The organism is Nocardia sp. NPDC055050 (genome assembly GCF_053608345.1).
The window spans coordinates 386,120-404,862 of the sequence record NZ_JBSGVG010000001.1 but is presented as its reverse complement, the minus strand read 5'-3'; the positions used below and the strand labels follow the sequence as shown (position 1 = coordinate 404,862).

Genomic DNA, 18,743 nt, shown 5'->3' with positions numbered 1-18,743 from the left:
ACGGGAATGTCTGGGATTGTCTGGGCTGAGAATAGCCCCGATTGTGGACCGCGTCCACAGCCCATCAGCACTGGCGTAGCAATGTCAGGCCCGGCGAATCGGACCGATACGCGGGCGGCCCGCGCCACCCCCGCGAAGGGTCAGCACGGGCCGCGGTTCGAGGTTAGCGCAGTCAGGCAGCCGCCACGCCGACGCGCTGGCACAGCTCGCGCACGGTGCGCGCCATCCCGGTCGGCGGGTCATTGCGGAGCGATACCAGCATGTCGCGGGCGTACCCGTTGTACGAGATGGTTTCCGGTGCGGTCCTCTGCGCCTTGTCCAGCACCGCGACGACGGCCTCGTTCTCGCCGCGCTGGTCGTGGGCCCGGGCGACCTCGATCAGATGCCGCGCCCGGCGGGGAACTGACACGATCGCGTCGTCGTCGAGCGAGCGAGCTGCGCGCAGCGCCTCGCCGCTGCGCTTGAGGTCGACACCCAACGTCACAGCATTGGCAACCTGTACCGCTTGGCCGAATGAGGTCTGAACGTGCCGGTACCTCGGGCCGAGTTGCTGTGCGAACTCCTCGGCCCGGTCCCACGCTGCCCACGCTTCGCCGTTGCGGCCGCGGCGACTTTGCACGAGCGCGGCCTCGGCCTCGAGGGCGCCAGCGATTCCGCGCCAATCGTTCGGGGTCGAGTCGCGGTCGATCCACGGCGCGAGCATCTCGCGCCCCGAGGCGACCATGCTCAGCGCCTCGTCCCACCGGCCGGAGTCGCGCAGGGCCTGGACCATCGCCCACATACCGCACGCGATCGTGTACGGGTCGTCGGCGGCGTCGGCCTCGGACAACCCGCGGTCGGCGACCATCCACACCAGCGCGCTATCGGACTGATAGGCGACGTAGAAATCGGCGAGGTGGTAAACGCCGGCGAGCACCCGCCGCGCCTCGCGGCGGTCGGGGCCGGTCGTGCGCGCGGCTGCCTGCGCATCGCGGATGAGGTCGGGCAGGATCACGCCGAGCGCGGTGCGGTGGTCCGGGCTTGAATGCCGGATACCCCACGCAGCGCGTAACCGTTGCGCGAGGCTCCCGACATCGTGGCGCGCGGTGGGGTTGGCGAACCGGTACTCGGTGAGCGCCGCTTGAACCTTGCCGAGGTCGGGGTGTGTGCGGCCTGCGTATATGGACACGCTCACAGCGTGCCCGTTTCCGGTCAGCTCGGCGAGGTCTTGCAATCCGAGTGCCTCGGCGAGCTGTAGCAGCATCGGCAGGCGCGGGGTGCCCCGCTTGCCGTTCTCGATCGCCTTGACCCAATCGGCTCTACGGCCGACGAGCTCGCCAAGAACGCGCTGTGTCATACCAATTCGCTCGCGGTGGCGCTTGATGCGCTGTCCCACGGTGAGTGTCTCGTCCATGTCCTCTACCCCTTCGCGGCGGGTCGAGATCGGTCTACCCAGAGTACGGGGATAGGGGGTCAATCTGCACCCCTTGTGCCCTTGCGGCGACCTTAGCGTCAGTGGACTACCCACGCCGGACTACCAGCGAAGTAGCCCCGGCACTATTCCCGCCGCGAAGGGGAACAGGTGAAGATCCACATTCCGGTGCGCGTGCCGCGCGTAACGCAAGCTGCGATCGATCGCGGGCTCGTCCTGCACGCGCTTCTCGACAAAGACCGACTAACTCCCGATGCGATAGCCGCCCACGTCGACCGGTCACCGCGCCGTGTCCGTCGGGCATTGCGCATCCTCCACCATCTGTCGATGGCACGCCCAATGCCGATCGGCACCGCGTGGGAAATCACCAACCGAGGGCGCGACTATGCGACACGCCCGATGGCGGCGGTGGTGTGACCATGGCCGCGACACCAGAAATGGCGGCGCTCATCGCCGCCGACGACGACCTACTCGACCGCACGGTGCTCGTCGACGGATGGCCGCACGAGGCGCCAGACCAGCCTTTCACGGTCGAGGGTGCACAGCAGGCGTGGCAGGGGCATATGTCCTGCTCGCTCGAGGTGTGCGCCCGCAAGCGCGCGGCGGCGCGAACTCTGGTCGACGCGAAACGGTTGATTCTCGACGAGCGAGCCGCGAGGTTCCTCCGGTGACCCGCGAGCTTGCTCTCGCCGACCAGCAGCTCGGCCGCGAGCTCGCCGAGCGGCTCGTCGACGACAAGGCTCGGCCCGCCGCGTGGATGCAACGCGATGATGGCTCATGGTGGGCGGTCGACGAGTACGGGATCGCTTGGCCTGTCGCCGCATTCACCGCGTCGGACGAGCTCGAGGATGACGTCGACGGCGCGCTTGCTGCTATCGGTCAGTACGCCGTGGTTGACGTTGCGCCGCTCGCCGTGACCGATACCGAGGCGACGTCGTGACGGCCGCCGCGGTCGCGCTCGGCCTGCCCGACGAGCGCGACGCCGGTATCCGCCGGTACTACGGGCTCGGTGCGTTCGCGATGTTGTCCGGTCACCCGTACGGGCAACTCGTGCACTGGCGCCACAGTGAGCGAATCTGGGTGCCGTCGCCCGACATCGTGATCGGGCGGTGGCCGGGGTGGTCGCTGGCGTGCATAGACGCATGGTCGCCCGACGGCGCACCGTTCCGTCGACCGTCAACGGTGCGGTTCCTAGACGCCACCGAGGTGGCGCGGCGGTGGCACATGCCGCGCGAGGCGCTCTGGGCGTGCATCGACGGCGGCTCGATCGCGGGCCCGGTCGTGTGGGTTGACGACCGGCCGGGCTGGCTGCGTTGAGGGCTATCGGCGTAGTGCGCCGCACGGTCTCGGCCGATCCCCGGATAGACGAGTCGACGATTCGGACACTCGCCGCGAAGCGCGGTTATGAGCTGTGCGGCATCCTCACGATTCACGCGGATACGTACATGCCGACGGCGCTCACGGTGGTGACCGCAGTCGAACAACGCGCGGTCGCGGTACTCGTGTCAGCGCTGAAACACCTCGGCGGCACCGAGAAGGAGAAGGCGGTCGCCCTGGCGTGCGATGTCGTCGCGCCGCGCGAGACTGTCCGGCGCACCAGTGAGCCGAGGCGCTAACGCCCGCCCGGCGCGTCGCGATCACCGGGCAACGACAACCCAACAGGGGGACCTCTTGACCGAGCCCAACATGCCGCCCTACCCGGGCCCGCCGCCCGGCCCGCCGCGCACTGCGCCGAAGAAACCGAGCAGCCGTACCGCGTGGATCATCGGCGGCGTTGTCGTCGCACTGTTCGCGATGTTCTGGGTAATCGGCACGCTCAACAAGGACGACGACCAGGCGGACGCCGACGCAGCACCGGCCGCGAGCACGAGCTCGTCGTCGAGCAGCTCGGCCGCGCCGGTACCGACGACGGCCGCCGTGCCGCCGCCGGTCGCGCCGACCACGGCCGCCGCCGCGGCCTGCTACCCGTCGAGGCCGATCGCCGATCCCGAACTCGCGGCGTTCGCCGGCGGTTTGTCGCTGCCGCCGGGCGTGCAGGTGGTGACCGGCCGTGTCAGTACGCAGAGCAGCAAGCCCGGGCAGGTGGGCGTCGCCCTCGACCTGTGCGTGCCCGGCTCGACCGACGCCGAGACGCTGCGCCCGATTGCGACGAGCATCGCCGCGGCGCTGAAACCGACGGCGCTCGGGCAGCGCACGTTCGCGCTGTACGTCGCCGACATGAGCGTCGACTACAAGGACGAGGTCAAACTCAAGGACGGCGATTACTCGCTGCACCTGTGGAACGGCAAGCCGTCGGCCGCGGCCGATAATGCTCGGTGGGAGATCACCGGCCGTTGAGCCCCGGACACACGAAAACGCGCCCCCGCCGATTCGGCGGGGGCGCGGTCGTATTCGGTCTGGCTACAGGTCGCGGGCCTCGGTGATCGCGTCGATTGCCGGGCTGCGGTAATCGGCCGCCGGGAATACCACCGTGTTGCCCTCGAAGAACATTCCCCACCGGCGGTTTGTCGCGCCGCTCGCGACGAGATTTCCGCTGTCCGTCCACGTGAGGAACGACGAGCCATTCCTGTACAGCGTGAACACATTTCCGACGCGCTGAAACCGGAACAGGTCGGACGTGCTCGCGTTGGTCGCCGTGACGGCGCGTTGCGTCTGCCCGGTCTGCCCGGTCGAGATGCCCGTCGTCGGCGGTAGGCCGCTCTGGGTGTAGATGGCGCACCCGTTTGCCGTCGTCATCACGCAGTAGCACATCATCGCCGCGCCGAACGTATCGGCGACGGCCAACACGAGACCGGTCATATTGTCGCTGGCGAGGTTGCCAATCGGAGCGATGAACTGCGCCTCAACCGAGTAGTTGTCGGTCGCGAAAGTACCGGCCTGCCAGCTCGCCCAACAGCCTTGACGGCCGCCGCTGGACATGGTTTTCATCTGCGCGCGGTTGGTCGAGATGCGCGGCGAGCCGTTGCGGTCGACGCGCCAATTCGCGCCGAGCGATGCGTCGTCGGTGCGGTTGAAGTTGTCCGAGAACCGATAGCCGACAACGACAGTCGCCGAGGCGGCGCCGCTACCGGCTGCGGCTGCGGCTACCGCTACCCGTGCGGTGGTCGAGGCTGCCGCGGTACCGGACCCGACAGCCGGGGCCGCGACGATGGCCGCGTGCTGGACGGTGGCCGAGGCCACGCCCGCACCGGCCGCGCTGGCAGCGACAGCGACACGAGGCAGCATCGCCGCCGACGCCGTGCCGGTGCCTACTGCCGCCGCGTCGACCTCGGACGGGAGGTAGGCCGCGGTCGCCGCGCCACTACCGGCCGCGGGCGCGTCGATCTCGAGCGCGGTCGTGACGCTGGCAGAGCCGACGCCCGCACCGCTCGCCGCGGCGAACGGCAGGGCCACGGCCGATACCGTCGCGGTCGCCGTGCCGACACCGAACGCCTCGGCGACAACGACGATCGCGAACGTCGGCGCGGGCGGCCACAGCACGCCGCGGCGGTCGGGCCCGGGAAACCGGGCCTCGCGCGCGTCCGGGCCCGGGAAACCGACGACCTGCGCGTCAGAGCCCGGCCAGCGCATCTAGTCGCCCGTGTAGGTGTAACTGGGGGTCGGCTTGATCTCGCCCGCGGGGCTCACCGAGGCGTCGGGCGAGTCGATCGAGCCGAGGTAGGTCGATCCGTTCCATCGGCCGAGGTGGGTCACGTTGGTACCACCGGGCACCGGAAACGTCAGCTGAGATCCGGCGATCGTGCCGCCGGTCGCCGAGCCGGGCCACGTCGTGTTCTGCCTCGAGTACCCGCCGCCGACCACCTCGTTCGACGTGCCCGCCGCGCCGGGGTCGCCGGTGTGCGCGGAGAATGTGTTGCCGCGTGACGCCCAGTACTCGGCGTGCGCGTTCCTTTCGGCGGTAGTTGCTGCCATTTCCGAACCTCCTTGTTACTCAGGGGATCAACGGCGCGCTACGCCCTTGATCCATTCGTAGTCATCGGTGCCGCTCGTCTCGGTGTTCGGGTAGTGAATCCACAACGTGAACGGCGTCCCGGCCGGGATGAGCGCGACGTCGGCCTGCTGCACGAGCCACGAGACGACGGCGCCCTCGACGGTCGCCGGCCACGTGATCGGCGTCGGCGAGATAGCCCATACGATCTCGGCCGTGGTTCCGGGCGGGAGCGGGCCGCCGGGGTGTGTGCGCTCGACGATGAAATCGCCCTTGTTCAGGTCGATGTTGTCCTGAATCGGGCGCCATCCGATCGGCATATAGCCTCCTAGCTCAGGGCGTAGTACGGGACGAACGACGAACCGAACGTCAACGAGGCGTATGCGATCGACGACGGCGGCGAGGTGTATGCACCGGCGTAGGCGTACAGCCCGGCGGGCTTGAATCCGGGCGGGGCGACCATTGCCCACGTCGGTTTCGCGAGCACGCTCTTGCAGGTCTGCAAGGAACTCGTAACTTGCAGCACGCCGACCGCCCAGATTTCCGACTTGAGAGCGTCTATCGGCGCGGGCAGATTGAACGTGTATTCGCGATTCGTGTCGCCGACCGAGGTTGTAATATTTCCGGTCGCTGCCATGAGGTCGAGATTTCCCGTTGTCGGGTCCATCAGATAGGCGCAGACGTACATAGCGGTGATGCCGAGCAGGGTCACGGAATTGCCGGTGCCGAACGTAACTCGTTCGTACCGGCGGTCTTTCGTGCACTCGATGAATCCGAGTTCCATAAGATTCGCGGCGTGGCCTGCCGGTATGTAGTCCGGTGGCTGTGTCGCATTCATTGAGTGCACGTGACTGCCGCCGCTCGCGCCGCCGCCGCCGGTGGTGGTGTTGAGCTGCGGCTCGAGCATGATTCGCGGGAACGTCGCGTCGGCGTTGCGGGTGAACGTCTGCCACAACCCAGTTCCCGACGGAATGACATTGCCATCGGTGGCGGCGAGATCACGCTGCGCCCGGGTGGCGCTGCCCGTCGTGCCGACAATCGGCGCCTTGCTCTTGTCGAAAATCGACGCCTCGGTGAGGTCCTGGAACTCGCCGAACGATCCGGGCCTCGTCGGGTTGAGTGCGCCGTTCGGATTCGCGCCGTCTGGCTGTGTCACCTCACATCACCTCGAGTGGCGGGGGCGGCGGAACGGTCCCGCCGAGCGCCCGCACTTGATCGGCGATCGCCATATCCCACTGTGTGTGCAGCATCGCGCCCACACGCCGCGCCTGCTCGCGCTCGTGGTCGCGCTTCTCGTAGGCCGAGAGTTTCGCCTCGACCTGCTCGACCCGCTTGTCGGCCGCCTCGGTGGCCTTGTCGGCGAGCCTCGTCGCGATGCCCTCTATCTTCTCGAGGGCGTCGACCTTGCGACCTCGGCGGCCGACGACGGCGCCGACGAGCGCACCGCCGAGGCCGCCCACGCCTAACGCGCCGCCCGCGGCGACAACCATCTCGTTCAGCACGTCATCACCTCTCACCGTGTAGGTCATTAGCGGTCATTGCCTCGGCTCGGCGGACAGCCAGGGCGCCCACTGGGCGAGCGCCAGATTCACTGCGGGAATCGCCATCACGCGCGTGACGGCCGCCGAGACGCCGATCGCGGTACCGACGCCCCACGCGGTCGAGGACAGGCCCGACGACTCGACGATCACGGGCATAGCCGCGGCGATCCCGACGCCTGCCTGAAACACCGAGCGTGTGACCGCGCGCCACGGAAACCGGACCTGTGACGGGTCCTCGGGGCGCGCGTGCCGCGCCATCACTTCGCCTTGCGGGGGCGGGGACCGATGCCGGCGGAATTCAGCAGCGCCGCCAGCGCCTCGACCTGCGTCCGGTCGCCGAGCTCGTCCCACCGAGTCGGGTTGACGACCGGACCGCGGATTGCGTCAGAGCCGGGGCCGAGCTGCTCGACGACGAGCTGCGCGGCGTGCTGGTCGATCCATCCGAGGATGTTTCCGACGGTCTCGCCGTCGCTGCCGTCCGGCCGGGGCAGGCGGGTCTCGAGTAGGGCCTTGACGACCTCGTTCGCGCTGGGCATGTCGGTACCTCCCGTGATCGGTTTGCGGTTGATTGCGGCCTGCACGTCCCGGCGGAACGTGGGCATGTCGATTGCGCCGGGGTCCCACTTCCCTTGCGCCGCACCGGCCCATTCCCGGTGCGCGATGACGTGCGAGGCGTCGTGTCCGAGGTGCCGCAAGATGGCGGCCACGCCGCGCACATAGGCCGTGTACTGCGCGTCGGACCACGAGGACCGGTGAGGCCGCCCCGGTGTGCCGCCGCCGTCGTTGGCTGCCTCGATGCCGATCGTGAAGTCGTTCGCCCGGTTCGGCGGGATGCCGGGGTATGCACCGTGCCCGGCGTGCCAGGCGATGCCAGCGCCGACGACGGTGTACACGCCGTCACTGCCGAGGTAGAGCTGCGAGCACAGTCCGAGCTCGGGGTGATTGGCGATGCTGCCCGGCGTCGCGCCGAACGATCCGGTGTGGTGGACGACAACGTGCGTGATCGCGCCGAAGTCGCCGTGTCCGCGGTCGCGCCAACCGGGGAACTCGCGCACCTCGAGGCCGTCGGCACGCAGCACGTCGGGCAACCAAAGTGGATCAGCCATGGGTCATACCTCCTTGTGTCGCTTGAGAATTCCGCTGCGCTTGCTGGTCTCGGCCTCGATGCCGATCACGCGCTGTACCTCGGCCTTGCTCGCGGTACGCAGGTGGGCGAGCACCTCGGTAACGGTGTGCTCGGCGGGGTCGTACCGGGTCACGCGCGTAACGAACCCGGTCGCGGTATCGGGCGGCCGGGCCGCCGCGGCGGCGGCCTCGCGGTCGTCGAACTGGCGCTTGAGCTCGGCCTGCATGACGCCGCTCAGTGCGTTGATGTCGACCTCGGTCGTCCAGTCATCCGGCGGCGGCTCGTCTTTCCACTCGCCTGCGGCGAACAGCGGATTGATTTCGCCCGCTTTCGGCGGCCAGTAGAACTCGCGCTGCTCGGCGACGCGGCGCGCGCCGCCGTTCCACAACCGGACCGACCACTGTTTGAGCCCGGCGATTGGTACGGCCATGCTCGCCCCGCGCATACCGGGGAGGCCCACGAGCAGCGGCAAGAACGCCTCGCTCGGGCAATCGGGGTTGCACACCGCGATCGTGGGGAACGTGCCGGACGTGAGCCACGGCGAGTGATCGAGGCCGCACTTGACGTGGCACCACTCGCACGGGCACCGGCGGGTCCCGCACACCTTGCACGCGCGGCGCTGCGGCGGTGGTAGGTCGGCGCCGGGCGCCTGCGGGGGCGCGGTCTCGTCGCTCACAGGACCGGCCGAATCGCGTGCAGCGGGGCGGCCATGACGCGACCGCGGTACCGCACGGGTACCTGTGTGGTCTCGTCGATGTCGTCCTCGCACTCGTCGAACTGCGCGACCTCGCCGACGATGGCGGCCAGGCGGGGCCGTTTCACCGGTGGCGGCACGGCCGAGCGGATGTCGGCGAACGGGTGACAGGCGCGCGGCGGGGGCGCCGGGACCTGGAAATAGACGAGCTGCGACATGCCGTAGCCCTCCAATCTGCTTGGCGTGGTTGGTGATTCAGCCGAATACGCCGAGGTCGTGCAGCGACGAGAACACGTTTTCGAGCTGCTCGATTGCCCGCACTGCGGGGTCCTTGTCGTCGGCGTTGTCGCCGATTACCGGTATCCACGAGAGCGGCTCAGAGTCGCTGTAGCGCAGGCGAACCGACTTGATTCGGTCGACGTGAATCCGGCCGGTGCGGTCGCCGAGCAGGCCGAACCCGACGCGGTCGCCGATCCAGCAATGCCCCTTGCCCTGGTCGCCGATGATCCAAGGTGAACCATCGTTGACGTTTACCTCTGCGGCAAACTTCTGGCGTGTGGCCCAGAACCCCGCGCGGAGCACGAGCAGAGACTCGATTGTGAACGCGCGATCGGCGCCGTCCTGGAAGTACTCGAAGTACCCAGCCCAACCGTCAGTTGTGCTGCGCGCCAACGACTTTACGTTCATCCAGCTGAGCACGGTGTCGGTGTACAGCGGGGCCAGCAAACTATCAGCACTGCCCCCAAGAGCAGGCACGAACAGGGCGGCCGAAAGTAGGTCAAATGCCAGTTGCACACTCGCTGAGATGGCCTCATTCACGCCATACATCGAGTGGCCGCCGACGACCACCTGCACGCCCTTAGACGGCCAGCGTGTGTACTTGCTCGACTGAATGCCGGTCTCTTCGCCCTCGAGCCAGCAAACGTACGGCGTCGTCTTCGCGGTCGAGAAGAACCCCGGCACTTTGTAAGTCGGCTCGTCGATGCTCGCGACTTCCTCGACGACCGGGTCGATGAACGATCCGACGAATCCGGCGACCGTGCGCACGAGTCCGTCCCAGAGCGTGCCGCCGTTCGAGGTGCCCTGGTTGTAGTAGCCGCTCTTGTCGACGATGTCGATTACCAGCGCACCGGGGCGCAGCGTCATACCCGGAATCGGCTGTGCGTCACCAAGATCGGGCATGTACCGCCGCCATACGACCGACAGTTCGGCGTCGGCGAGGATCGGCGTCGCGGCCGTGTGCCAGTTCTTGAACCGGGACGACAGCAGCGCCCACAGAATCCCGTCCTCGAGGTCGTCGAGGAATGAATGCGGCTTGACGACAACCGACCAGTTCGACACGTCGGACGGCACCCACGAGCCGGGGTCGAGGGGGTCGTCACTGAGCGACCACCAGTTTTGCTGCTCGCGCATAACTTGCAGGTGGAGGGCGGTAAGCAGGCACCAGCGCGCCCCGCCGGCCAGCATGAAAACCCGCGGGAATTGCAGCAGGCTCGGGAGGAACGGATTGCTCCAGATCGTGTACCACTTGACGGTCTCGTAGTCCGATAGCCAGTTCACGACGAGGACGCGCGAGCCGTCCTCGCGCTTCTCGGCCGAGACCGAGTCGAGGCGCCCGGACCACCGGGCGCCGTTGCGGCACTCGACGACGATGTGAACGGTGCGCTTCTCGCCGCGCTGTAGTCGGCCCCACTCGTCCCAAACCCATTGCGCGACATAGTGATCCCAAGGAATCTCGGTCACGCCCGCGCCGGTGTCGTTGTCCTTCCACTCGAAATCGCCGAGGTACGCGGCGTCGAGCCATCCCTGCGGATGGAACTCGCCGTCGTAGACCGTCACGTCGGGCGGCTCGAGGCGGGCGGCCTGCTGCTGCCGCTCGCGCTCCTCGGTGACCTCCCAAATGGCCTCGCACTCGGCGAGCAGGTCCGCGGTCATCACGGCCATGTCAGAACCTCTCGAGGCCCCACGGGCGCGACCAGAGCCGCGGCTGCCGATAGAGAATCCCGAACGACGGGCTCGTAACCTCGGACGCCGCAACGGGTATCAGCGTCCACGGGGTGTACGGCGGCACGACGTAGAGCAGTCGATTGCCGCCCATGAGGCCGGTCACGTTCGTGTTGGTGAAGTCGACGAACGGGATTTTCATTCGGTCGACGTTGGCGCGCAGGCCATGACCGTTCACGGTGCCGATCGGGGTCGTGACGACCATCCGGTCGGAGTCGTCGCGGCCCGAGCGGAAGTCGACGCCCGGCACGCGCGCGCCCTTCGGGCCGGTCCACGAGACATCGCCGATGTGTGCGCGGCCGTCGCCGGTGACGATGACCGAGTGCGCCATCGGGCGATCCGTGGGATTGCACACCCACACCTCGCCGGTACCCGACGAGGCGCCGCTGATCATCCATCCGGCGGGGTGCTCGTCGTCGCCCGTCCAGTCGTCTTGGTACCACATCGGTTGTGAGGCAACGAGTTTCACGGGCAGTAACGAATGTCCGTAGTCCCATGGATCGGTGTCCAGGTTCATCAGCGGCGACTCGAGCAGCAGCACGTCGAGCCATCGGGTACCGCTGCGGTCGGTGGTGATCGCGAGCCGGGCCGAGGTCGCCTCGGGGTCCCACGGATCGACCTCGTAGTCAAACGCCATGCGCAGCGCCGAGTCGATTTCGGCCCATTCCTCGGGATCGTCGGAGTACGCGCCGAGGCCGAGGTCGAGCTCGCGGTGCGGCCGGTCGACCTTGCTCGGCTTGCCGCCAATCTCGAACGCCCCGCGTTTCATCGAGACGCGCACGGGGGCGTCGTAGAGCCCTTGCGGGTTGGTGCCGAGTACGACGTTCTGGTCGCCCGCGCCGTCGCCGGACAGGCAGAAATACGAGCCGTCGCACCCGAATAGCTCGACCGTCACATATAGGCCCATGCCGTCACTTCCCCGCCGTCTGGCGCTTCTGCTCGCGGGTCAAGGCGTTGACGGCCTCGTAGACATCGGCGACGACCACGGTCCAGTTGTTGACCGTCTTCTCGATGTCGGAGAGGTAGCCGCCGACGCCGGGGATCGCCCCCTTCTGCCCGGATAGCGCGGTGTTCCCGGCCGCGCCTATCGCGGTGTTGAACTTGGAGAACGCCGCCTCGACCGCCGCCTGCTGGTCGAACGTGTCCGAGGTGCCGCCATCGCTGGCGACCGTGCTCGCGCCGGTGTCGGTGCTCGGCGACGAGCCGCTCGACGACGAGCTCGCGCTCGACGAGCCGAGGTTCGTCGGCCAGTTGTCGACCCACACCGGTACCGCGGTGCCCGCCGGGCGAGTGCCGGCGCCCGAGCCGCCGCCGCTGCCGCCGGTCGTGCTGCCACCGGTGCCACCGGTCGAGCCGCCGAGGCCCGAGCCGCCGAGGCCGCCGCCGCCCGAGTTGGTCCCGCCGCCGGTCGTCGGTGCGCCGCCGTCCATTCCGAGGAAGAACTCGGGCGGGAGGTGGGCGTGATCGGTGAACATCGAGTCGTTCGCGCCTGCGGCCTGCCCGCCGAACTGTCCGTCGCCGCGGGCGCCGCCCATCTCGAAGTTGGTTCCGTCGGGCAGTGTGGCCGCGGTGTGGCCGCCGTACTCGCCGCCGTTGAACCAACCGACGTTGAGCGACCCGGACGGGCCGAGGCCCGGCTCGAACCCGCGGGCGGCCAGCTCGGAATCCATGGTGCCGGTCGCGAATCGGCTACCGAACGCATCACGCCCGGTGGCGTAGTTCGCCAGCGCCGAGACCGCGCCCGAGCAGTCGCCCCACTCGACGCCGCCCCACTCGTAGGGCTTGCCCTCGACGCCGCGCGCGAAGTCGACGAGCTGCGAGGTTGAGACGAACCCGCCCGCAGCGAACCCGGGTATCTGCTGCCCGGCGTTGATCGCCTCGAGCAGCGGTAGGTACTGCCGGGCGTACTGCGCGCGCACGATGAACTCGCCGTCGGAAATGGCGGCGAGAATTGAGTCGCTCGTGCCGGTGCCGGGACCGACTGCGAGGCCGCCGTCGCGGAAATTCTGCATTGCCTTGCCGAGGTCCTGTGCGGCACCGGCGCCCGGGATTTCGACCGGGCCGATTTTGCTCGGGACTTTCGCAAGGATATCGCCAAGGAAATGTACGACCGGCCGGAGGATATCTTGCAGCCCGGACCATGCGGTTTTGATGACGCCACCGGCCGCGCCGAACGCATCGCCGACTAATCCGATGCCAGATTTCACCTTATCGAAAATCGGCGAAATCACATTTTCGTAGGCGAATGAGATAGCACTGCCGACACCGTCCATCACAGGATCTATTACATTTTCCTTGAAGAACGTAAAGGCATCGCCGACCAGGCCGAGCGCGGTCTTGACCCCTTCAAAAGCGGGCGTGACGATGTTCTGCCACCACCACGAGATTACGGCCCCGACCGCGTCAAACGCCGGTGTGACGATTTCCTGCCACCACCAGAGCACGGCGTCGCCGATAAAGCCGATCGCCAATTTAAAATTGTTGAAGATCGGCGATCCGATAGTGTCCCACCAATACGAGATGGCGGCGCTGACTGCATCAAAAGCGGGGACGATTACGCCCTGCCAGAAATCCATTACGGCGGGGCCGAGTGTGTCAGTGAAGAATGACCCGATACCGGAAAGAATCGGCTCGATAAATGACCAGGCCGCCGACACCGCCGTCTGAATTCCAGACCAGGCCGCCTGCACAATATTGCGGAATGTCTCGGAATTCTGATAGGCCCAGACAATTCCGGCGGCGAGCGCGGCCAGGGCGACGACGACAATGCCGATCGGGTTCGCCGTTAGGGCCGCGTTGAGTAGCCACTGCACACCGGCCCACGCCATCGTTGCGCCCCGCACGATGCCGGTCGTGATCGTGTACGCACCGAGCGCGAGCGAGTTCGCCGCGATGGCCGCGGTACCGGCGCCCGAGGCGGCGGCCATGATGCCCTGTGCGATGGCGTAGCCAGCGGCGGCGGCCTTGGCTGCGAGTAGTGCGGTACCTAGTGTGCCGAGCGCAATCGCGAGACCGATTGCGACGCCGCGGTTCTGGTCGATCCAATGCGCGGCCGAGGTGAGCCCCTCGACGAGCCCGCCCTGTACTTCGCGCTTGAGCTTCTCGAGGGCGTTCGCGGCGTTGTCGCCGACGGTCTGCCCCATCTGGTCGGCCGCGCCACCGAACCCGGTCATCGAGTCCCCGGCGCCACTGAGCGCCGATAGGAACTGCGGAATCTGGTCGATGCTCAGGTCTTCCAACGGCGTGCCGAACAAGGCAATCGACGTATTCGCACGCTCGGCCGGGTCCTCGATACCGAGCAGGCCGTTCGCGACCGCCTGTAGGGCCTGCTGCGCGCCCGCGCCGCCCGAGGCAACCGCGGTGCTCATCGCCTGCGCGTCGAGGCCGATCGCGGTGTACGCATCCTGCGACGACTGCGACATATCCGAGCCCAGGATCGTGAACTCTTTGAGGGCGTCGCCGGTCTTGTCGAGCACGAACTTGCCCTGCTGCGCGGCATCGACGAGCAGCCCGAACGCGGCCTGTCCCTCGAACCCGAGCGCGCGGAAGTTCGTCCCGTACTCGTTGAGAATCTCGGGGAGCTCGTCACGCATGAGCGCCGGAACTCGTTGGAACGATGTGGTCAGCAGGTCGAACGCCTCGGTCGAGTCCTTGGCAAGCCCGTTGGTCACGAGCTGCGAGGCGGCCTGGATGGACTCGGGTACCTCGGTGCCGAACACCTGCTGAAAGTTCAGTGCCCGGGAGGCGACGGCGTCGATGGACGCCTCGCCCTCGAACCCGAGCGTTTGGAACGCCGATTGCACCGCGCCGACGGCCTGCGTCACGTCGGCGAACGACTCGCCGAGCCCGTCCTTGTACAGGTCGCCCGCAATGCGGCCGTAGTCGGCGGCGAGCTCGGGCGTTGCGCCGAGCTGCGCGGCGAGCACGTCGACCGACGCCTCGCGCGACATGGCCTCGGTGACGGTTTCCATCGCCGCACCGATGCCGAGCGTCGCCACACCAAGCGCGGCCATCTGCTTTGCGGCCGGGCCGAGCCGGTCCATCACGCCGTTGAGCGCGCGCCCGAACTTGCTCTCGGCCTCGGCCGCCTCTTCGGTCCAGTTCGCCAGGGCGGCCCGCGCGTCCGACAGGTTCTGTACCGCGCGCTGCGTGGCGCGTGATGCCCGGTCGTTGTTGCGCTGCGCGGTGGCGAGCTGCTCCTCGGCGCGGGCGAGCTGCGACGCCGAGGCGTTCCCCTTGGCGCGCAGCTCGGCGAGCTTCTCCTCGGCAACGCGGACCTTGCCGGCCGAATCGGCTTGCTTCTCGCGGGCGACCTTGAGGGCCTCACTCGCCCGCTCGACGGCGGCCTGCGCCGCCTCGAGCGAGCCCGCAATCGCCTTAGCCGTCGCCTGCCCTGCGTCGCGCCCGGCCGCCACGAGCGGGCCGGTTAGCTGCGCCGCCGAACCGGCCGCAACCCCTTGCAAGCTGGGGATGATTTGCAGTGCGGCATAGCCGATTACGTCTTGCGCCACGCGGTCACCCCCTTTCGAGACGGTGCTGCGGGTAGCGCCCGACGGGCGGGAGGTGCGGCGATTTCGCGCGGTTGTGCGGCGGCCATCTGTCGACGGCGGGCGGCGAACTGGCGCTCGACCCGGCGCACTGCCGCGGCGCGCTGCGCGTTGGCGGCCTGCTGCTTGACCGACTTCGGCCGGGACGGGTGCGGCTTACCGGTCAACGCGGTGAACACATCGGACAGCAGGTAGTCGGTAACGCCCCATCGGGCGCCCTTGCGGTCCTTGAGGATCAGCGCCGAATCACCGGGCAGATATTGGATGAGAACCCAGATTTCGCGCAGCGTGAGGCGGCGCTGCCCGTCCTCGTCGAACCGCCACCGGTCCGAGTAGCGGACGCCGTGCCACCGACGTAGGTCGGACTCGACAGCGTCCGCGTGATCGCGGAGCAGGACGAGCAGCGTCGTTAGTTTCCCGCGCTGCCGAAACCGAGCTGCTCGCCGAGGATTTCGGCGAACTCGACAAAGTCGCGCTTGCGCGGAAACTTCGCGTTGAACTTTGCCCACTGCACCGGCCCGAGCAGTAGCTCGATTGCGTCGATGTGCAGGTTCCGGCCGAGCGCCTGGTGCACGCGAGTCGGCCAGTCGTCCGGGTCTACCGGCACGGTGAACGACAGGCCGCCGAATTCGATCGGCATCGTCTCGACGCCTTCGGCCTCGCGCTGCGCGGCGGCCTTGGCCTCGGCGAGCTCGCCGGGCGCGAGGTGGTCGAGCGGCTGCTTGACGCCCGCCGGGCGAGTCGGGGTCGCGCGCTTGGTAGTGGTCTTGCGGGGCGTGGTCATGATGGCGTGGTTTCCTCTCGTGATTCGAGTCGCAGACCTTGCGACCGGAGTAGGTGACGAGCGGCCTCGACGAGCAGCGGGCCGATATCGGTCGCGCGGATATGCACCGCGTCGAGGTCCTCGGCGAACTGCACGAGCTGCCACGCGGTCGACCGCTCGTTCGGGTCCTCGGCTGTGGCCTGCTCTTGCTTCGCGAGCTGCACGGCTCGCGCCAGCTTGTTACGGATGGCGCGGGGGTAGTTGCCGTGTTCGTCGGCGTGGCCGAGCTCGACGGCGGCGGCCCGGATCTCGTCCTCGGTGGGTAGGCCCGGCCGGGGTGAGATGCCCGAGCCGCCGGTCGGCGGGTGCGCAGGTTTCTGCATGGCGTGGTTCCCTGCTGGCGTGGTCCTCGGGAAGGGTGCGACCGGGCCCGGCGAACCACGCCATGGAATTCCGGGCCCGGCCGCGTCTGTTACGGCGCGTCGGTGACCGTCATCCCGGTTGCGCCGGTGAGCAGGGCGAAATCGGCCTCGAGCAGGCTGTTCGCCTCGCCGAGGAAATCGCCGATGAGATTGACAGTCCACGGCCCGCCGGCGGTCCCGGTCACGGTGACGTTGCCGGTACCGAGCACCGCCTCGAGCGCGCTCTGCACTGTGCTGTTCGTGGCGTTGTAGGCGATGGTTCCGGTCGGATCGCCGAGGTACGACAGCTTGAACGTGCCAGCGGTCGCGGTGCCCACGATGCTGACGAGCTGCGCCTCGTGGATCGGCGTGTACTGCCGCACGTACAGCAGGCCCGAGCCGGTCGCGAAGATATCCGCGGTGATCTCGTACGAGGTCGGATCGGACTCGTTGCGGTCGAGGTTCGGAATCCAGCACTCGGCGGGCCGCGCGGTGAATTCGCGCTCGGGCAAACCCTGGTCGTTCGTGAACTCGAACGCCAGAATGAACGAGTCGGGCCGCGGGATGACGATGTTCGTCGCGGTCGAGCCCGGCCGCGCGATGCGTCGGGTCGTCGCGTTCGACTCGAGGCAGGTCATCACGCGGGATTCCTTGAAATTCTTGTGCCCCTTGCGATACCGCCCGATACCCCACCCAAAATGCTCGGTGGTGTCCCACTCGCGCGGGTTGGTGATACCCGAGTCGCCGTTCAGAATCCCCAAGTTGTCCCACGTCTCATCGAACGAGTCGCCGATCGTCGCGGGACGGGTCGGGTTGAGGGTCTTTCCGACGTAAACCGCTGCGTCCGAATAGATTTGGACGGCGTCGGGATTGCGGGTGAGTGACATGGGTTACCCCTTCTGTGAGTGTGCGAAATCCCCCACCCGTGCGGGGCAGGCGGTAGGTGGGCGTGTATTCAGCCCGCGATCGTGCGGGCGAGCGCGCGCACGGTGAACGAGGTCATAACCCCGCCGTTATTGGAGTCGAGCGCCTCGAGCAGGCCCGACGGTTGCGTGATGGTCGAGACACCGGCGATGCGGTGCGAGAGCAGCACACCGAGACACACGCCAGCGATACGGCGGGACCGGTCCCGGCCGTCGGCCCACACGGTGACCCGGACAAGCGGCGCGGTGGTTACCGGCCACCGTGTCGGCCCGCCATCGTCGAACACCGCGATTGCCGGGGCCTTGTCGGGCTTCCAGTCCATCGGGAGCACGAGCCCGACCGTTGGCGCGGGCGCAGTGACGAGGCCGGGTACGACCGTGCCGAGGTACTGCTTGATCGCCTTAGCCGGATCGCCGGGCAGGCGGTACGGCTTGCTCACGGCTCGGCCTGTACGACGACCAGGCCGACGGCGGCGGCGGCGCGGGTAAGCGCGCCATCGCGGGCCTGCACCTCGGCCGGGACGAGCACGGCCGCCGCGCCGCGGTCGGTCGAGTACGACTCGACGAACCCGTCGTCGTCCTCGTCGAGCTGCATCACGACGGCGTCGGCCGCCGCGTTGACCATGCGCACCACGTCGGGCGAGTTCAGAATCTTGCGCGCGGTCGCGTGATTGATGGTCACCCGGGGATCGGCCACGGCTAGCCCTCCCCTCGACTGCACAGTGCGATGGTGCCCGTCATCGACGACCAGGGCGACGACCACGGCAGAACGGCCAGCGCGTACCGCTCGCCGTTCACGGTGAGCTCGTCGGCGCCGGTGAGGTCGACGGCAGTGTCGAACCACACCGTGCACTCGACGCGCTGCCCGTCCCGGCCGAGCCCGGCATAGTCCGGGTTCGCGCCGGGCTCAATCGCTGTCGCCTCGAGCGGCTCGTCGGCCGACGGCACCGGGTTGCCATCGGAATCGACGCGCGGCCCGCGGTGCCGGGTGACGGTGACGCTCACAGCCCGACCGATCCGGCAGGCGGGTACCGGTACCCGCACGGGTCGCCGAACTCGCCAACCGCCGTCGGCTCGTCGGAGATGCCGAGCATTTCCTCGTGAACCTTGAGGAATTGCAGCACGCCCGCCGGTGTCGCGAGCGTGCCCGAGCGAGCCCACGGGCCCATCGTTTCCGAGTAGCCGGTGTGTCCGGTGAACTTGGCGTCCGGTCCCATGGCGGCCCGCACAACCTCGACGATGACGTGCTTAGCCGTCGGGTCGTCTTCGGCAATGTCGGGCCGCCGGGACGGGTCCCGTATCCACGCCTCGGCCACGGAGATGAGGAACGTCGCGCGGGCCTGCTGCTCTGTAGTCAGCGTGCGCCAGCCGAGCGCCACATCATCCGCGGTCGCGAGTGCCATCG

General features: G+C 68.2%; 27 protein-coding genes. 6 read left to right on the top strand and 21 right to left on the bottom strand.

Annotated features, from left to right (window positions below):
• Positions 1-172: 172 nt before the first annotated feature.
• A complete protein-coding gene (locus ACWGCN_RS02160) occupies positions 173-1,393 on the bottom strand; it encodes a helix-turn-helix domain-containing protein (protein ID WP_452458971.1) in 1,221 nt (406 codons plus the stop codon).
• Between the two features lie 168 nt (positions 1,394-1,561).
• Between ACWGCN_RS02160 and ACWGCN_RS02155 the strand changes: the two genes are divergently transcribed.
• The 6 genes from ACWGCN_RS02155 (at position 1,562) to ACWGCN_RS02130 (ending at position 3,748) form a co-directional block, all read left to right on the top strand.
• Entirely contained in the window at positions 1,562-1,828 is a 267-nt protein-coding gene (locus ACWGCN_RS02155) for a hypothetical protein (protein ID WP_452458970.1), read from the top strand.
• A 2-nt stretch (positions 1,829-1,830) separates the two neighbouring features.
• Complete coding sequence (locus ACWGCN_RS02150) at positions 1,831-2,082, top strand: hypothetical protein (RefSeq protein ID WP_452458969.1); 252 nt, start codon at positions 1,831-1,833, stop codon at positions 2,080-2,082.
• Positions 2,079-2,351, top strand: a complete 273-nt coding sequence (locus ACWGCN_RS02145; protein ID WP_452458968.1) for a hypothetical protein — start codon at positions 2,079-2,081, stop codon at positions 2,349-2,351. The genes ACWGCN_RS02150 and ACWGCN_RS02145 overlap by 4 nt, the downstream gene beginning before the upstream one ends.
• Positions 2,348-2,728, top strand: a complete 381-nt coding sequence (locus ACWGCN_RS02140) for a hypothetical protein (protein WP_452458967.1) — start codon at positions 2,348-2,350, stop codon at positions 2,726-2,728. Before ACWGCN_RS02145 ends, ACWGCN_RS02140 begins: the two co-directional genes overlap by 4 nt.
• A 128-nt stretch (positions 2,729-2,856) precedes the next feature.
• Positions 2,857-3,027: a hypothetical protein gene (locus tag ACWGCN_RS02135; protein ID WP_452458966.1), complete on the top strand. Its 171-nt coding sequence runs from the start codon at positions 2,857-2,859 to the stop codon at positions 3,025-3,027.
• 55 nt (positions 3,028-3,082) lie between these two features.
• The gene (locus ACWGCN_RS02130) at positions 3,083-3,748 is read left to right on the top strand and encodes a hypothetical protein (RefSeq protein WP_452458965.1); all 666 of its coding nucleotides are present in this window, start codon (positions 3,083-3,085) and stop codon (positions 3,746-3,748) included.
• Between the two features lie 63 nt (positions 3,749-3,811).
• On the opposite strand, the gene ACWGCN_RS02125 is transcribed toward ACWGCN_RS02130, so the two are convergent.
• The 20 genes from ACWGCN_RS02125 to ACWGCN_RS02030 form a co-directional block, all read right to left on the bottom strand.
• The gene (locus ACWGCN_RS02125) at positions 3,812-4,981 is read right to left on the bottom strand and encodes a DUF7257 domain-containing protein (RefSeq protein ID WP_452458964.1); all 1,170 of its coding nucleotides are present in this window, start codon (positions 4,979-4,981) and stop codon (positions 3,812-3,814) included.
• The gene (locus ACWGCN_RS02120) at positions 4,982-5,323 is read right to left on the bottom strand and encodes a phage tail fiber protein (RefSeq protein WP_452458963.1); all 342 of its coding nucleotides are present in this window, start codon (positions 5,321-5,323) and stop codon (positions 4,982-4,984) included.
• A 27-nt stretch (positions 5,324-5,350) separates the two neighbouring features.
• On the bottom strand, positions 5,351-5,659 hold the full coding sequence (locus ACWGCN_RS02115) for an LtfC-like domain-containing protein (protein WP_452458962.1): 309 nt from the start codon (positions 5,657-5,659) through the stop codon (positions 5,351-5,353).
• A gap of 8 nt (positions 5,660-5,667) precedes the next feature.
• Positions 5,668-6,495, bottom strand: coding sequence for a hypothetical protein (locus ACWGCN_RS02110; RefSeq protein WP_452458961.1), 828 nt, complete (start codon positions 6,493-6,495; stop codon positions 5,668-5,670).
• A 1-nt stretch (position 6,496) separates the two neighbouring features.
• On the bottom strand, positions 6,497-6,841 hold the full coding sequence (locus ACWGCN_RS02105) for a hypothetical protein (RefSeq protein WP_452458960.1): 345 nt from the start codon (positions 6,839-6,841) through the stop codon (positions 6,497-6,499).
• 33 nt (positions 6,842-6,874) lie between these two features.
• Positions 6,875-7,138 (bottom strand): hypothetical protein, encoded by a 264-nt coding sequence (locus ACWGCN_RS02100; RefSeq protein WP_452458959.1) that lies wholly within the window; start codon positions 7,136-7,138, stop codon positions 6,875-6,877.
• On the bottom strand, positions 7,138-7,986 hold the full coding sequence (locus ACWGCN_RS02095) for an N-acetylmuramoyl-L-alanine amidase (RefSeq protein WP_452458958.1): 849 nt from the start codon (positions 7,984-7,986) through the stop codon (positions 7,138-7,140). Before ACWGCN_RS02095 ends, ACWGCN_RS02100 begins: the two co-directional genes overlap by 1 nt.
• Before the next feature lie 3 nt (positions 7,987-7,989).
• On the bottom strand, positions 7,990-8,682 hold the full coding sequence (locus ACWGCN_RS02090) for a phage gene 29 protein family protein (protein WP_452458957.1): 693 nt from the start codon (positions 8,680-8,682) through the stop codon (positions 7,990-7,992).
• Positions 8,679-8,918 (bottom strand): hypothetical protein, encoded by a 240-nt coding sequence (locus ACWGCN_RS02085; RefSeq protein ID WP_452458956.1) that lies wholly within the window; start codon positions 8,916-8,918, stop codon positions 8,679-8,681. Before ACWGCN_RS02085 ends, ACWGCN_RS02090 begins: the two co-directional genes overlap by 4 nt.
• 37 nt (positions 8,919-8,955) lie before the next feature.
• On the bottom strand, positions 8,956-10,644 hold the full coding sequence (locus ACWGCN_RS02080) for a Gp37-like protein (RefSeq protein WP_452458955.1): 1,689 nt from the start codon (positions 10,642-10,644) through the stop codon (positions 8,956-8,958).
• Between the two features lies 1 nt (position 10,645).
• Positions 10,646-11,599 carry a hypothetical protein gene (locus tag ACWGCN_RS02075; RefSeq protein WP_452458954.1) on the bottom strand — a complete coding sequence of 318 codons (954 nt, stop codon included), beginning with the start codon at positions 11,597-11,599 and terminating at the stop codon, positions 10,646-10,648.
• A gap of 16 nt (positions 11,600-11,615) precedes the next feature.
• Positions 11,616-15,215 (bottom strand): hypothetical protein, encoded by a 3,600-nt coding sequence (locus ACWGCN_RS02070; RefSeq protein WP_452458953.1) that lies wholly within the window; start codon positions 15,213-15,215, stop codon positions 11,616-11,618.
• Positions 15,200-15,760, bottom strand: a complete 561-nt coding sequence (locus ACWGCN_RS02065) for a hypothetical protein (protein ID WP_452458952.1) — start codon at positions 15,758-15,760, stop codon at positions 15,200-15,202. Before ACWGCN_RS02065 ends, ACWGCN_RS02070 begins: the two co-directional genes overlap by 16 nt.
• Positions 15,661-16,035, bottom strand: a complete 375-nt coding sequence (locus ACWGCN_RS02060) for a hypothetical protein (RefSeq protein ID WP_452458951.1) — start codon at positions 16,033-16,035, stop codon at positions 15,661-15,663. Before ACWGCN_RS02060 ends, ACWGCN_RS02065 begins: the two co-directional genes overlap by 100 nt.
• Positions 16,032-16,397, bottom strand: coding sequence for a hypothetical protein (locus ACWGCN_RS02055; RefSeq protein ID WP_452458950.1), 366 nt, complete (start codon positions 16,395-16,397; stop codon positions 16,032-16,034). Before ACWGCN_RS02055 ends, ACWGCN_RS02060 begins: the two co-directional genes overlap by 4 nt.
• A gap of 89 nt (positions 16,398-16,486) precedes the next feature.
• Complete coding sequence (locus ACWGCN_RS02050) at positions 16,487-17,302, bottom strand: hypothetical protein (protein ID WP_452458949.1); 816 nt, start codon at positions 17,300-17,302, stop codon at positions 16,487-16,489.
• 68 nt (positions 17,303-17,370) lie between these two features.
• Positions 17,371-17,778, bottom strand: a complete 408-nt coding sequence (locus ACWGCN_RS02045) for a hypothetical protein (RefSeq protein WP_452458948.1) — start codon at positions 17,776-17,778, stop codon at positions 17,371-17,373.
• Positions 17,775-18,035, bottom strand: a complete 261-nt coding sequence (locus tag ACWGCN_RS02040) for a hypothetical protein (protein ID WP_452458947.1) — start codon at positions 18,033-18,035, stop codon at positions 17,775-17,777. Before ACWGCN_RS02040 ends, ACWGCN_RS02045 begins: the two co-directional genes overlap by 4 nt.
• Positions 18,036-18,037: 2 nt before the next feature.
• Positions 18,038-18,343, bottom strand: a complete 306-nt coding sequence (locus ACWGCN_RS02035) for a hypothetical protein (RefSeq protein WP_452458946.1) — start codon at positions 18,341-18,343, stop codon at positions 18,038-18,040.
• Positions 18,340-18,741 (bottom strand): hypothetical protein, encoded by a 402-nt coding sequence (locus ACWGCN_RS02030; RefSeq protein ID WP_452458945.1) that lies wholly within the window; start codon positions 18,739-18,741, stop codon positions 18,340-18,342. The genes ACWGCN_RS02035 and ACWGCN_RS02030 overlap by 4 nt, the downstream gene beginning before the upstream one ends.
• Positions 18,742-18,743: the final 2 nt, after the last annotated feature.

Coding starts and splice junctions, on each gene's coding strand:
- ACWGCN_RS02160 (WP_452458971.1), bottom strand. CDS start 1,393: ATGGACGAGACACTCACCGTGGGACAGCGCATCAAGCGCCACCGCGAG.
- ACWGCN_RS02150 (WP_452458969.1), top strand. CDS start 1,831: ATGGCCGCGACACCAGAAATGGCGGCGCTCATCGCCGCCGACGACGAC.
- ACWGCN_RS02135 (WP_452458966.1), top strand. CDS start 2,857: ATGCCGACGGCGCTCACGGTGGTGACCGCAGTCGAACAACGCGCGGTC.
- ACWGCN_RS02125 (WP_452458964.1), bottom strand. CDS start 4,981: ATGCGCTGGCCGGGCTCTGACGCGCAGGTCGTCGGTTTCCCGGGCCCG.
- ACWGCN_RS02120 (WP_452458963.1), bottom strand. CDS start 5,323: ATGGCAGCAACTACCGCCGAAAGGAACGCGCACGCCGAGTACTGGGCG.
- ACWGCN_RS02115 (WP_452458962.1), bottom strand. CDS start 5,659: ATGCCGATCGGATGGCGCCCGATTCAGGACAACATCGACCTGAACAAG.
- ACWGCN_RS02100 (WP_452458959.1), bottom strand. CDS start 7,138: ATGGCGCGGCACGCGCGCCCCGAGGACCCGTCACAGGTCCGGTTTCCG.
- ACWGCN_RS02095 (WP_452458958.1), bottom strand. CDS start 7,986: ATGGCTGATCCACTTTGGTTGCCCGACGTGCTGCGTGCCGACGGCCTC.
- ACWGCN_RS02085 (WP_452458956.1), bottom strand. CDS start 8,918: ATGTCGCAGCTCGTCTATTTCCAGGTCCCGGCGCCCCCGCCGCGCGCC.
- ACWGCN_RS02080 (WP_452458955.1), bottom strand. CDS start 10,644: ATGGCCGTGATGACCGCGGACCTGCTCGCCGAGTGCGAGGCCATTTGG.
- ACWGCN_RS02060 (WP_452458951.1), bottom strand. CDS start 16,035: ATGACCACGCCCCGCAAGACCACTACCAAGCGCGCGACCCCGACTCGC.
- ACWGCN_RS02055 (WP_452458950.1), bottom strand. CDS start 16,397: ATGCAGAAACCTGCGCACCCGCCGACCGGCGGCTCGGGCATCTCACCC.
- ACWGCN_RS02050 (WP_452458949.1), bottom strand. CDS start 17,302: ATGTCACTCACCCGCAATCCCGACGCCGTCCAAATCTATTCGGACGCA.
- ACWGCN_RS02030 (WP_452458945.1), bottom strand. CDS start 18,741: ATGGCACTCGCGACCGCGGATGATGTGGCGCTCGGCTGGCGCACGCTG.